Here is a 12,842-nt window from a genome sequence, read left to right as displayed (position 1 = left end):
AAATTCAATTGTGTAATCGGGTTACTACATTGGGTTAATACAATACATTGGGTTAATACAAGGTGAATAAATCCCATGCTTAATACGCTGATAGTTGGTGCTAGTGGCTATACCGGAGCGGAGTTAGCAGCATGTCTGCAACGCCATCCTTATATACATCTTGCGGGTCTGATGGTTTCTGCTCAAAGCTCTGATGCCGGAAAGTGCTTGTCAGAACTTTACCCACAGTATAAAGGAACCCTTGATTTACCTTTACAGCCGTTAACTGATGTGGCTGAAGCCGCAAGCGGTATTGATATCGTTTTCCTTGCTACCGCACACGAAGTCAGCCATGACATTACCCCGGAATTTCTACAGGCAGGCTGTATCGTATTTGATTTATCTGGTGCCTATCGCGTACAAAATACACTATTTTATTCAGAATACTATGGATTTGAGCATAAAAATACCGATTGGCTTGAGCAGGCGGTATATGGGCTGGCGGAATGGCAGGCGGAGAAAATTAAAACAGCTCAGCTGATCGCAGTGCCGGGTTGTTACCCTACGGTTTCACAGCTTTCGCTGAAACCACTGCTGGAAGCTGGTTTGCTGGATACAGGACAGTGGCCCGTTATTAATGCTGTCAGTGGTGTGAGTGGAGCCGGGCGTAAGGCGTCAATAAATAACAATTTTTGTGAAGTCAGTTTGCAGCCTTACGGTGTTTTCAATCATCGCCACCAGCCGGAAATTGCTACACATTTAGGGATAGATGTGATTTTCACCCCCCATTTGGGCAATTTTGCGCGAGGGATCTTAGCTACGATTACCTGCAAGCTGAAAGCTGGTATCACAGAAGAACAAGTCAGGCATGCATATCAACAGGCGTATCACGATAAGCCACTTATTCGGTTATATGAAAAAGGTGTTCCTGCCCTGAAAGGGGTCGTCGGGTTGCCATTCTGTGATATTGGTTTTGCTGTACAAGGGCAGCATCTGATTATTGTCGGGGCTGAGGATAATCTTCTGAAAGGTGCAGCAGCGCAGGCAGTACAGTGTATGAATATTCGCTTTGGGTTCGAAGAAACTCAGGCGTTACTTTAATTTAGTGTGTTTTGAATTCAGAGCTTTTTTATTTCAGAAATTATTTGATATCGACAGAGGATAAATCTGATGGAGCCATTAGTTATCAAGCTGGGTGGGGTGTTATTAGATAGTGATGAAGCGTTGGTACGATTATTTTCCACATTACAGTTATATCGAAAAACGCATAAACGTCCTCTAGTCATTGTACATGGGGGCGGTTGCTTGGTTGATGAACTGATGCAGAAATTACAGTTGCCGATTATCAAGAAACAGGGCCTGCGTGTAACGCCAGAAGATCAGATTGATATTATTACCGGGACACTGGCTGGCACAGCCAATAAAACCTTACTCTCCTGGGCGATAAAATACCGTTTACCTGCGGTTGGTCTATGTTTGGGTGATGGCTGTGTTGTGAAAGTTTCTCAGTTTAACGAGGAGTTTGGTCACACGGGCATGGCTTCCCCCGGTAATCCGGATTTGCTGAAAATCTTACTGGATATCGGTTATATCCCCATTATTAGCTCTATTGGTATTACAGAAGACGGCAAATTAATGAATGTGAATGCAGATCAGGCTGCTACAGCTGTCGCACAGTCACTGGATGCCGATTTAGTTTTTCTGTCAGATGTCAGCGGTATTCTGAACGGAAAAGGCAACAAGATCCCTGAAGTTTCAGAAAAAGAAATACAGCAGATGATTAAACAGGGTGTGATTACTGACGGCATGGTTGTGAAAGTCCATGCAGCACTGGAAGCCGCAAAAACACTGGGGCGTCCGGTGGATATCGCCAGCTGGCGTTATGCTGATCAACTGATTGCTCTATTTAATGGTATATCCGTTGGCACTCGTATTCTGGCATAACCATTCTGGCATAACAGAGAATGAAAACGGTTTTGACTGATTAACAGCATGGCACCTTTCTGGTGAAAACTTGCTGGTGAATAAAAGTAAAAGGCTACCTCTATGACAACGACGACTACTTCGGTAAAAAACAGTATTAAAAAGATTGTGCTGGCATATTCTGGCGGTTTGGATACTTCTGCCATCATTCCGTGGCTGAAAGAACATTATGGCAACTGTGATGTGATTGCGTTTGTCGCCGATGTTGGTCAGAGCCGTGAAGATTTGGAGGGTATAGAACAAAAAGCATTACGTTCCGGAGCTTCAGAATGCCATATCGCCGATCTGCGTGAAGAATTCATCAAAGAATATGTTTATCCGGTACTGAAAACCGGAGCGTTGTACGAAGGCAGTTATTTGCTTGGTACTTCAATGGCTCGCCCGATTATTGCTAAAGCGCAGGTTGAACTGGCCCTGAAAGTGGGGGCTGATGCGCTGGCGCATGGGGCGACAGGTAAAGGGAATGATCAGGTTCGCTTTGAGAGTACCTATACGGCATTGGCTCCACATCTGAAAGTCGTCGCTCCGTGGCGAGAGTGGGATCTGCGTTCCCGCGAGGCGTTGTTGGATTACCTGAAAGTCCGCGATATTCCTACTACGGCAACGCTGGAAAAAATTTACAGTCGTGATGAAAACGCGTGGCACATTTCCACCGAAGGTGGCGTGTTGGAAAATACGTGGAATGCGGCGAATAAAGATTGTTGGGAGTGGACTGTAGCGCCGGAAGATGCTCCTGACGAACCTGAATATCTTTCTGTCACTGTTGAGAAAGGAGAGGTTGTCGGCGTCAATGGGAAGGTACTGTCGCCATATCAATGCCTTAATGAATTGAATGAGCTGGGGGCTAAACATGGTATTGGCCGGATTGATATTGTGGAAAACCGTCTGGTTGGAATGAAGTCCCGTGGCTGTTATGAAACACCGGGAGGAACCATCATGATGGCGGCTCTGCGCGGTATTGAACAATTAGTTCTGGATCGTGACAGTTTTAAATGGCGTCAGCAGCTGGGTCTGGAAATGTCTTATGTTGTTTACGATGGGCGCTGGTTTGTGCCGCTGCGTCAGTCTATTCAGGCTGCGGCAGAGATGCTGGCTGAGAATGTCAGTGGTGAAGTGATCCTGAAGCTGTATAAGGGGCAGGTGACAGCCACTCAGAAAACATCTCCTCATAGTCTCTATTCTGAAGAGTTTGCTACTTTTGGCGAGGATGAAGTTTATGATCACAGTCATGCTGAAGGGTTTATCCGCCTCCATTCGCTTTCTTCCCGCATTCGTGCGCTGAAAAGCAAAAAGTAATTTCCGGCCAATAAAAAGAAGAGGAATGCAATTATGGCACTTTGGGGTGGGCGCTTCAGTCAGGAAGCTGATCAGCAATTTAAGCAGTTTAATGATTCCCTGTGTTTTGATTATCGTCTGGCAGAGCAGGATATTGTTGGCTCTGTCGCATGGTCAAAGGCGCTGGTCACAGTGGGTGTTCTGACATCTGAAGAGCAGCAGAAGCTGGAGTTGGCATTGAATGCATTACTGGATGAAGTGAGAACCAACCCAGAGGCTATTTTGCAAAGCGACGCGGAAGATATTCATAGCTGGGTGGAAGGTCAGCTGATCGCAAAAGTTGGGGATTTAGGAAAAAAACTGCATACAGGACGCAGCCGTAATGATCAGGTCGCGACTGACCTGAAGTTGTGGTGTAAGGATCAGATAGCGGATATCCGGCAGGCTCTGACATCATTACAACAGGCATTAGTGATTACGGCTGAGAATAATCAGGATGCCGTTATGCCGGGGTATACTCATTTACAGCGGGCACAGCCGGTGACTTTCGCACACTGGTGTCTCGCATATGCAGAAATGCTTGCCCGTGATGAAAGCCGTTTGCAGGATACTTTAAAACGGCTGGATGTCAGTCCGTTGGGATGTGGAGCGTTAGCAGGAACGGCTTATGATATTGATCGGGAACAACTGGCATCATGGCTTGGTTTTGCATCAGCAACCCGTAATAGTCTAGACAGCGTGTCAGACCGTGATCATGTGCTGGAACTGCTGTCAAATGCCAGCATCAGTATGATCCATCTTTCGCGTTTTGCCGAAGATCTGATTTTCTTCAACAGTGGAGAAGCGGACTTTATTGAATTATCGGATCGGGTAACGTCTGGTTCTTCTTTGATGCCTCAAAAGAAAAATCCTGACGCACTGGAACTTATCCGTGGTAAATGTGGCCGGGTACAGGGTGCATTGACAGGTATGATGATGACATTAAAAGGGCTGCCCCTCGCTTATAACAAAGATATGCAGGAAGATAAGGAAGGGCTGTTTGATGCGTTGGATACCTGGCGGGTTTGCCTGCATATGGCAGCAATGGTATTGGATGGTATTCAGATAAAACGTGAGCGTTGCCGGGAGGCAGCAAAGCAGGGCTACGCTAATGCTACGGAATTAGCCGATTATCTGGTGGCAAAAGGTGTTCCATTTCGTGAAGCGCATCACATCGTTGGTGAAGTAGTGATTGATGCAATAAAGAAAGGTAAGGCGCTGGAAGAGTTGTCATTATCTGAATTACAAAAGTTCAGTGAAACTATTTTAATCGATGTATACGATATTTTATCGTTACAGTCCTGTCTGGATAAACGTCTGGCAAAAGGTGGCGTGGCACAGAAACAGGTAACGCTGGCTATTGCTGAGGCAAAACAGAGGCTACATCTCAGCTAACTAAAATCCCTCTGAGTATATAACTTCCCCGGGTCAACGAATTGGGCTGCCTGCTTATTGCGGTGGTCCGATTTATCTATTTTTTGAATGAATTCCGTCATTTTTTATCTGGTAACTTTATAAAAAAACTGAAATCGCCACGAATTGATAGTTTTCTCCTCTCATGCATATAATGATTTATTGATCAATTCTATCATTGATATCAAAACAATGAGGTTGGGAATGAATATCCGCGATTTGGAATATCTTGTGGCACTTGCTGAGTATCGGCATTTTCGCAGGGCTGCTGATTCTTGCCATGTCAGCCAGCCGACGCTCAGTGGGCAGATACGCAAACTTGAGGATGAGTTGGGCGTAATGCTGCTGGAACGCACAAGCCGCAAGGTCTTGTTTACACAACAGGGTATGTTGCTGGTGGAGCAAGCCAAGACAGTATTGCGAGAAGTGAAGGTATTACAGGAAATGGCTTCACTTCAGGGTGAAAGTATGTCCGGCCCATTACATATCGGTCTTATTCCAACTGTTGGCCCTTATCTCCTGCCACTGATTATCCCTGAACTGCATAAGTTGTTCCCCAAACTGGAAATGTACCTGCACGAAGCCCAGACTCAGAGCCTTCTGGCTCAGCTTGATAGCGGAAAATTAGACTGTGCAATTCTGGCTGCAATAAAAGAAACGGAAGCGTTTATTGAAATTCCTCTTTTTGAGGAACCGATGAAGCTTGCGGTCTATGAAGAACATAAATGGGCAGATCGGGATAAGATCAATATGAGCGAGCTGACCGGTGAAAAGTTATTGATGCTGGAAGATGGCCACTGCTTACGTGATCAGGCAATGGGGTTCTGTTTTCAGGCCGGAGCCAAAGAGGATACTCATTTCAGGGCAACCAGTATGGAAACATTGCGTAATATGGTTGCGGCAGGGAGCGGCATCACTTTGTTGCCTGACTTGGCTGTTCCTAAAGAGAAAAAGCGTGATGGGATCTGTTATCTTGAGTGTCATAATCCTTTGCCGGAACGTTCTGTGATTCTGGTTTATCGCCCCGGCTCACCTCTGCGTAATCGCTATGAGCAACTGGCAGAGGCGATCCGAACCAGAATGAAGAATTATTTCGACATCAGTGGAACAACATCAAAATAACCGGTTCAGTCCATTAAGGGCAGCAACGCGATAAGCTTCGGCCATTGTCGGATAGTTGAAGGTTGTATTAACGAAATATTCAATACTATTACCTTCACCTTTTTGTTCCATAATCGCCTGACCGATATGAATAATCTCCGCTGCACGTTCGCCAAAACAGTGAATGCCGAGGATCTGTTTTGTCTCGCGGTGGAATAATATCTTGATGCTGCCTACATTCATCCCTGCAATCTGTGCTCTGGCCAGATGTTTAAACTGGGCACGTCCCACTTCATACGGAACTTTCATCGCTGTGAGTTCCTGCTCAGTTTTACCTACAGAACTGATTTCAGGGATGGTATAAATGCCCGTTGGGATATCGTCTACCAGATACTGTTCGGCATTCTTAGCTCCGGTCATGATGGCCTTTGCTGCAATATGCCCCTGATTGTAGGCGGCAGAAGCGAGGCTGGGATAACCAATAACATCACCAACAGCATAAATATTTTCATTGCTGGTTTGATAAACCCGGTTTACTTTCATTAAACCACGGCTATCGGTTTCCAGCCCGACGTTTTCCATCCCGAGTTTATCTGTGTTGCCGGTTCGGCCATTGGCATAAAGCAGACAGTCTGCTTTAACTTTCTTGCCTGATTTCAGATGGATAATGACGCCATCTTCAAGACCTTCAATCTTTTCATATTCTTCGTTATGGCGGATAACAATCCCGCTATTCCAGAAATGATAAGACAACGCGTCAGACATTTCCTGATCAAGAAATGACAGCAGATGGTCACGGGTATTGATCAAATCGACCTTAACGCCCAACCCACGGAAGATAGAAGCATATTCGCAGCCAATCACACCTGCGCCATAAATAATGACATGACGTGGTTCGTGATCCAGCTCCAGAATAGTATCGCTGTTATAAATACGGGAATGAGTGAAGTCGACATCGGGAGGGCAATAAGGGCGAGAGCCTGTGGCAATAATTATTTTGTCGGCACTCAATATATCTACACTATCATCAGCATAACGCACACTAACATGATGTTCATCGATAAAGGTGGCTTCACCGGCAAACATCTTACACCGATTGCGCTCATAAAACCCTTGCCGCATTTTAGTTTGCTGATTTATGACAACTTCGGCATGACGTAAAATTTCTGAAAACGAGGAGCGAAGAATGCGGGAGTTGTCACTGTAGAGAGGATTTTGATTAAATTCAATAATACGACTGACAGCATGGCGGAGAGCTTTGGACGGGATAGTGCCCCAGTGGGTACAGCCGCCGCCAATATTGTTATAACGCTCTATAACTGCAACGTTTTTTCTTTGTTTTGCCAACCCCATTGCTGCCCCTTCTCCACCGGGTCCGGAGCCAATCACAATGGCATCAAAATGAGTATATTGCATAGAGGAAAGACCTGTTTTTACACAAAATAACAACTCTATATTAACATTGGTTGGCGTAATAACCTAATTAGAGTACGGTTTTTGTTTCCGGCGTTGATATAAAACGAAGGAAACATTGGTTAATATCTTTAAGAGAACAATCACAGCAAATGTAGCAGAATCTGATATATTTGCTGCATAGTATAGTCGAGTATGTATATCAGGATTGCTGTGAATAATGTAACTGGCGTCAGAGCGAAACAGAAAGAGAAAACCCGTCGTTCACTGATTGAAGCAGCATTTAGCCAACTGAGTGCTGAACGTAGTTTCACCAGCCTGAGTTTACGGGAAGTCGCCCGGGAAGCAGGAATTGCACCGACTTCATTCTATCGCCATTTTCGTGATGTGGATGAATTAGGGCTGACTATGGTGGATGAAAGCGGCTTAATGCTGCGTCAGCTTATGCGTCAGGCTCGACAGCGTATCGCAAAAGGTGGGAGTATCATTCGCACTTCTGTTTCAACCTTTATGGAGTTTATCGGTAATAATCCGAATGCATTCAGGTTATTACTGCGTGAACGTTCCGGTACATCGGCTGAGTTCCGTGCCGCTGTCGCACGGGAAATCCAACATTTTATTGCAGAACTGGCAGACTACCTTGAGCAGGCCAGTCATATGCCTCGCCATTTTACCGAAATACAAGCCGAAGCGATGGTAACAATTGTGTTCAGTGCGGGTGCAGAAGCGCTGGATATTGATGAAGAAAAAAGACGTCGTCTCGAAGAACGTTTGGTATTACAACTGCGTATGATTTCCAAAGGTGCTTTTTACTGGTATCGGCGGGAGCAAGAAAAAACGGCTAACTTAAAAAATACTGTCCTAAAAACCGCTGTCTCTAAGACTTCTGTCCCTAAAACCCCTTGAACACGACTGAAAGGAGAACAACACGATGGAACAATATCGCCAGGATAAAAGCACAATGCTGCTGGCTCTTATCGTTGGATTGGCAACTCACGGCACTTTTTCAGCATTTTTTAATTCGTTGGTACCTTTTTCAATTTTCCCGATTATCACACTTGCACTATCTCTGTATTGTCTCCATCAGCGTTATTTAAATTATCCCATGGCTGAGGGATTACCAAAACTGGCTGTTGGTTGTTTCTTCTTAGGCCTTTTTGCCTATAACGCAATTATTCGGGTTAACCACCCAGAAATTGGCTCTAATTTCCTGTCTGTTGTGGTTGGAACGGCATTAGTCTTCTGGCTTTACAGGAAGATAAAAGGGCGCAGACAACAGGCAACCTTGTCAGAAAAACATAACTGATGACTGTTTGAGAAATATGTTATGAAAACGCCATAATAATCAGTTATGGCGTTTGTAAGGTAAAAACGGGTTGTAGTAATAATAGAATTAATTGATTCTTTCCAGTAATACTCCACACTCCATATGGTGGGTATAAGGGAACTGATCAAAAAGAGCCAGCTTGCTGATTTTGTGGGTTTGCGACAATGTTTCCAGATTCTGGCAGAGCGTTTCCGGGTTACAGGAAATGTACAGAATGCGTGGGTATCCCTGTACCATTTTCACCGTTTCCTCATCTAAACCACTACGCGGTGGGTCGACAAAAATGGTTTCACACTGATAACTCTTCAGGTCAATTCCCTGAAGACGGTTGAACTCCCGCTCTCCATTCATTGCCTGAGTGAATTCTTCTGCGGACATACGGATAATCTGTACGTTATCAATCTGATTGGCTTCAATATTAAACTGAGCAGCAGCAACGGAAGGTTTAGCAATTTCCGTCGCCAGCACACGTTCAAAGTTCTGAGCCAATGCCAGAGAAAAGTTACCATTACCACAATACAGTTCAAGTAGGTCGCCTTTGGCGTCTTTGGTGCTGTTAATCGCCCACTCCAGCATATGGATATTGATACTGGCGTTTGGCTGGGTAAAGCTGTTTTCAACCTGACGGTAAATCATTGTCTTACCGGCGACAGGTAGCTCTTCATCTATATAGTCATGATCAAGCATAATTTTGGTTTTTGATGCACGCCCAATAAGCTGAACATCAAAGCCTTCTGCTTTTAGCTGATCCCGCAATGCGATTGCTTGTTCACGCCACTCATCCCCCAGTTTTTTATGATAAAGGAGGGAAACAATGATTTTGTTGCTGCGAGTGGCGAGATAATCAGCCTGAAACAGTTTGTGGCGCAATACTGAATTATTTTTTACACCCGCAATAATGGCCTGCATCATGCTATTAATGAGTTGGCAGGCTACGGGAAACTGATCAATCCGGATACGCTGCTTGGTTTGTTGATCAAACATAATGTGGTAGAGGTCATCTTCCTCATGCCAGATACGGAATTCTGCACGCATTCTGTAGTGAGATGCGGGGGAACGGAAAACTTCAGGCTCGGGCGCACTAAAGGAAACCATCATTTCTTTCAGACGATGGACTTTCTCCATCAATTGGTTTTCATAATCTTCCGTTGGCAAGAGATTCTGCATTATCTGGTTCTCGTATGATCACATTAAGAAAAATTTCCGAGCGGCATTGTAGGGAAAGTACAAAGGATGTCCAGTTTTCTGGTTCATTACCCGGCTTTTTTGATAGGAAGGTATTCTGGACACTACCCAGCCTTCATCGTAGCATGACTCTTTAATAGTTAGACTCCATTCTTCCCATGATAAATAAAACACACACTTTTATATCCGCCACTTTCATTGTGGTGTTTTCTGGCTGGAGCAATTTCTCCGCCGCAGATAATCAGGATCCGCTGGTAGTGACAGCAAACCGCTTTAAACAGCCCGTTTCTTCTGTTCTGGCACCAGTAACAGTTGTGACCCGTGACGAAATAGACAGCTGGCAGTCAAATAGCTTGGTTGATGTATTGCGCCGTTTACCGGGAGTTGATATTGCTCAAAATGGTGGAATAGGGCAGAACTCTTCTTTATTTATACGCGGTTCAGATTCACGCCATGTTTTGATTCTGGTCGATGGCATTCGGTTAAATCAAGCAGGTATTACAGGCTCTTCTGACCTTAGCCAGATCCCGCTGAGTTTAGTGCAAAAAATTGAATATATTCGCGGTGCCCGTTCTGCTGTATATGGCTCAGATGCGATTGGAGGAGTACTCAATATCATCACAACACGAGAGCAGCAAGGGACGACCCTCAATGCAGGGATCGGTTCGCATGGATACCAGAATTACAATGGTTCAACCCAGCAGAAATTGGATGAAGATACAGTACTGAGTGCCGCAGCGGGCTATACCTATACTAAAGGATTTGATGTGGTGGCGGGGAGAGGAACCAATGAGCCGGATCGAGACGGATTTATGAGTAAAATGCTATGGCTGGGCATTAATCATAAATTTAATGACCAACTCAGCGGATTTGCCCGGACATATGGCTACGATAATCGCTCAAACTATGATGGATCCTTTACGGATACTCGAAAGTTATTTAGCCGTAGTTACGAAACAGGAATTCTTTTTAATCGGGATATCTACTCATCTCAGCTTATTACCAGTTATAGCCATGTTAAAGATTATAATTTTAAGCATAAGATCTATAAGGGAAACACAACGCTAAGTGACTCGAAGCAATACAATGTGCAGTGGGGTAACAGTTGGCAGATAGGTCATGGTGCAATTAGTGGAGGGGTAGACTGGAAAAGAGAATCTGTAGCCGCTGGTTCTAACTATATTCCTGCACAAAAAAGTGTTGATAACACAGGCGTGTATTTAACTGGTCAGCAGAAAGTAGAGAATTTTATTCTTGAAGGAGCTATACGCTCAGACCGTCATTCTGAATATAACTGGAACATGACGTGGCAAACAGGGGCTGCTTGGGAATTCCTTGATGGCTACCGTTTTGTTATTTCCTATGGGACAGCGTTTAAGGCACCAACACTTGGGCAATTGTATGGCTGGGGAGCTAACCCGGATTTAAAACCAGAAAATAGTAAACAATGGGAAAGTGGAATTGAAGGATTAACCGGAGACCTTAGCTGGCGTTTCTCCATTTATCGTAATGATATTGAGCAATTGATTGATTTTTCCAATAACCGCTATTTGAACGTAGGGCAGGTAAAAATTAAAGGCGTTGAATGGACGGGAATGATGGATACCGGCATATTCCAACACCAATTAACACTACAATATGTTGACCCGCGTGATAACAATAATCAGCAATTAACTCGCAGAGCGAAACAGCAGTTGAAGTATCAGTTAGACTGGGAGATCTGCAATATCGATTGGGGAATCACTTATCAATATATTGGGCAGCGTTTTGATCAGGATTTTAATTCATTCCCCTCGAAAAGAATAAAATTAGGCGGAGTCAGTCTATGGGATATCAACGGGTCTTATCCAGTCACTGACCGTCTGACAATCCATGCTAGAATAGCTAATCTGTTTGATAAAAATTATGAGACAGCGTATGGCTATCGCACTCCAGGACGAGAATACTTCATCACAGGCAGTTACAACTTCTGATTTAACTACATTCGATATAAAGAAAACCGCCCGCCCGACCATTCTGGTATTTGATTCCGGTGTGGGTGGTTTATCTGTATATCAGGAGATCCGACAATTGCTGCCGGATCTCCACTATATATATGCATTCGATAATGAAGCCTTCCCTTATGGCGAGAAAACGGCAGAAGTCATTATTGAGCGGGTTGTCAAAGTTGTTGATGAAATCCAGAAAAGGCATCCATTAGCAATTGTCGTTATTGCCTGCAACACCGCGAGTACTGTCAGCCTTCCAGCTTTGCGTGAGCGTTTTTCTTTTCCTGTTGTGGGTGTTGTTCCTGCTATCAAACCTGCCGCGAAGCTCACTTGTAACCGCGTAGTTGGACTATTGGCAACACGGGCAACAGTCAATCGTGACTATACTAAAGAACTTATCACCAGATTCGCTACGGATTGTCAGGTTCATGCTATCGGTTCAGCTGAGCTGGTCGAACTGGCAGAACGAAAGCTGCACGGTGAAACCATCCCTCTGGAAGAACTGGAAAAAATATTAAAACCGTGGCTGAGAATGAAAGAACCACCAGACACTGTTATTTTGGGATGTACTCATTTTCCTTTACTTGCAGAGGAACTGTCTCAGGTTCTGCCTAATGGCACGAGATTGATTGATTCAGGTGCTGCAATTGCACGAAGAACCGCATGGCTGATAAAAAATCGAGAAAATTTATCTGTAACGACAGAAAATAACTTAGCGTATTGCACCAAAATAGATGCTAATAGCGAGTCTCTACGGCCTGTTTTATATAATTATGGCTTCATTTCGCTGGAAAAACTGCCAACTTAAGTCAAATTTGGCGCAATAACCAGCAGTCGGTATTTTTTTTCAAAAAAACTATTGTCAGGGCCGAAAAACTCCCTATAATGCGCCACCACTGACCGACGCTGAGCTGAGACACGCCGCGCAGGACAGCGGAACGAAAGCGAAAATAAACGCTTGACTCCGGAGGCAAAAAGCGTAAGATACGCAGCCTCGCAACCCGGAACGAGAGGTTCGGTTGCACCGCTCTTTAACAACATAATCAGACAATCTGTGTGGGCACTCGCAAGACACTATCGACAGCCGAAAGGCAAAAAAGATTAAAGTCTTGAAGAGTGACTGAAACAGTTAATTCATT

At 44.6% G+C, this 12,842-nt stretch carries 11 protein-coding genes; 9 read left to right on the top strand and 2 right to left on the bottom strand.

What is annotated here, in order from left to right; all coding sequences use genetic code 11:
• Positions 1-75: 75 nt before the first annotated feature.
• From argC to oxyR, 5 genes are all read left to right on the top strand, one after another.
• The gene (gene argC / locus AACS90_RS17315) at positions 76-1,080 is read left to right on the top strand and encodes an N-acetyl-gamma-glutamyl-phosphate reductase (RefSeq protein WP_099120843.1); all 1,005 of its coding nucleotides are present in this window, start codon (positions 76-78) and stop codon (positions 1,078-1,080) included.
• A 69-nt stretch (positions 1,081-1,149) separates the two neighbouring features.
• The gene (argB, locus tag AACS90_RS17310) at positions 1,150-1,923 is read left to right on the top strand and encodes an acetylglutamate kinase (RefSeq protein ID WP_099120842.1); all 774 of its coding nucleotides are present in this window, start codon (positions 1,150-1,152) and stop codon (positions 1,921-1,923) included.
• 102 nt (positions 1,924-2,025) lie between these two features.
• On the top strand, positions 2,026-3,258 hold the full coding sequence (locus AACS90_RS17305; protein ID WP_099120840.1) for an argininosuccinate synthase: 1,233 nt from the start codon (positions 2,026-2,028) through the stop codon (positions 3,256-3,258).
• 33 nt (positions 3,259-3,291) lie between these two features.
• Positions 3,292-4,671, top strand: a complete 1,380-nt coding sequence (gene argH / locus AACS90_RS17300; RefSeq protein ID WP_099120839.1) for an argininosuccinate lyase — start codon at positions 3,292-3,294, stop codon at positions 4,669-4,671.
• A gap of 222 nt (positions 4,672-4,893) precedes the next feature.
• Complete coding sequence (oxyR, locus tag AACS90_RS17295) at positions 4,894-5,811, top strand: DNA-binding transcriptional regulator OxyR (protein ID WP_099120837.1); 918 nt, start codon at positions 4,894-4,896, stop codon at positions 5,809-5,811.
• Here the strand turns inward: oxyR and sthA are convergent.
• Entirely contained in the window at positions 5,803-7,206 is a 1,404-nt protein-coding gene (gene sthA / locus AACS90_RS17290; protein WP_099120835.1) for a Si-specific NAD(P)(+) transhydrogenase, read from the bottom strand. The genes oxyR and sthA overlap by 9 nt on opposite strands.
• 210 nt (positions 7,207-7,416) lie before the next feature.
• Here sthA and fabR point away from each other — a divergent pair, with 210 nt between their 5' ends.
• Both fabR and AACS90_RS17280 read left to right on the top strand, forming a co-directional pair.
• Entirely contained in the window at positions 7,417-8,109 is a 693-nt protein-coding gene (gene fabR, locus AACS90_RS17285; protein ID WP_228858013.1) for an HTH-type transcriptional repressor FabR, read from the top strand.
• Positions 8,110-8,134: 25 nt separating this feature from the next.
• Positions 8,135-8,509, top strand: a complete 375-nt coding sequence (locus AACS90_RS17280; RefSeq protein WP_099111268.1) for a YijD family membrane protein — start codon at positions 8,135-8,137, stop codon at positions 8,507-8,509.
• 87 nt (positions 8,510-8,596) lie between these two features.
• Here AACS90_RS17280 and trmA read toward each other — a convergent pair whose 3' ends face one another.
• The gene (gene trmA, locus AACS90_RS17275; protein WP_099120833.1) at positions 8,597-9,697 is read right to left on the bottom strand and encodes a tRNA (uridine(54)-C5)-methyltransferase TrmA; all 1,101 of its coding nucleotides are present in this window, start codon (positions 9,695-9,697) and stop codon (positions 8,597-8,599) included.
• A 176-nt stretch (positions 9,698-9,873) separates the two neighbouring features.
• On the opposite strand from trmA, the gene btuB reads away from it, so the two are divergent.
• Both btuB and murI read left to right on the top strand, forming a co-directional pair.
• A complete protein-coding gene (btuB, locus tag AACS90_RS17270; protein WP_099120832.1) occupies positions 9,874-11,688 on the top strand; it encodes a TonB-dependent vitamin B12 receptor BtuB in 1,815 nt (604 codons plus the stop codon).
• A complete protein-coding gene (murI, locus tag AACS90_RS17265; protein ID WP_099120830.1) occupies positions 11,633-12,511 on the top strand; it encodes a glutamate racemase in 879 nt (292 codons plus the stop codon). The genes btuB and murI overlap by 56 nt, the downstream gene beginning before the upstream one ends.
• The last annotated feature ends 331 nt before the right edge of the window (positions 12,512-12,842 follow it).

The sequence above is a fragment of the Xenorhabdus sp. KK7.4 genome (assembly GCF_963876465.1).
Taxonomy (GTDB): domain Bacteria; phylum Pseudomonadota; class Gammaproteobacteria; order Enterobacterales; family Enterobacteriaceae; genus Xenorhabdus; species Xenorhabdus stockiae.
This window is presented reverse-complemented; position numbering and strand designations above follow the sequence as displayed.

Bases quoted from the DNA above. Each gene is read 5' to 3' on its own strand.
- argC (WP_099120843.1), top strand. From the start codon at position 76: ATGCTTAATACGCTGATAGTTGGTGCTAGTGGCTATACCGGAGCGGAG.
- argB (WP_099120842.1), top strand. From the start codon at position 1,150: ATGGAGCCATTAGTTATCAAGCTGGGTGGGGTGTTATTAGATAGTGAT.
- AACS90_RS17305 (WP_099120840.1), top strand. From the start codon at position 2,026: ATGACAACGACGACTACTTCGGTAAAAAACAGTATTAAAAAGATTGTG.
- argH (WP_099120839.1), top strand. From the start codon at position 3,292: ATGGCACTTTGGGGTGGGCGCTTCAGTCAGGAAGCTGATCAGCAATTT.
- oxyR (WP_099120837.1), top strand. From the start codon at position 4,894: ATGAATATCCGCGATTTGGAATATCTTGTGGCACTTGCTGAGTATCGG.
- sthA (WP_099120835.1), bottom strand. From the start codon at position 7,206: ATGCAATATACTCATTTTGATGCCATTGTGATTGGCTCCGGACCCGGT.
- AACS90_RS17280 (WP_099111268.1), top strand. From the start codon at position 8,135: ATGGAACAATATCGCCAGGATAAAAGCACAATGCTGCTGGCTCTTATC.
- trmA (WP_099120833.1), bottom strand. From the start codon at position 9,697: ATGCAGAATCTCTTGCCAACGGAAGATTATGAAAACCAATTGATGGAG.
- btuB (WP_099120832.1), top strand. From the start codon at position 9,874: ATGATAAATAAAACACACACTTTTATATCCGCCACTTTCATTGTGGTG.
- murI (WP_099120830.1), top strand. From the start codon at position 11,633: ATGGCTATCGCACTCCAGGACGAGAATACTTCATCACAGGCAGTTACA.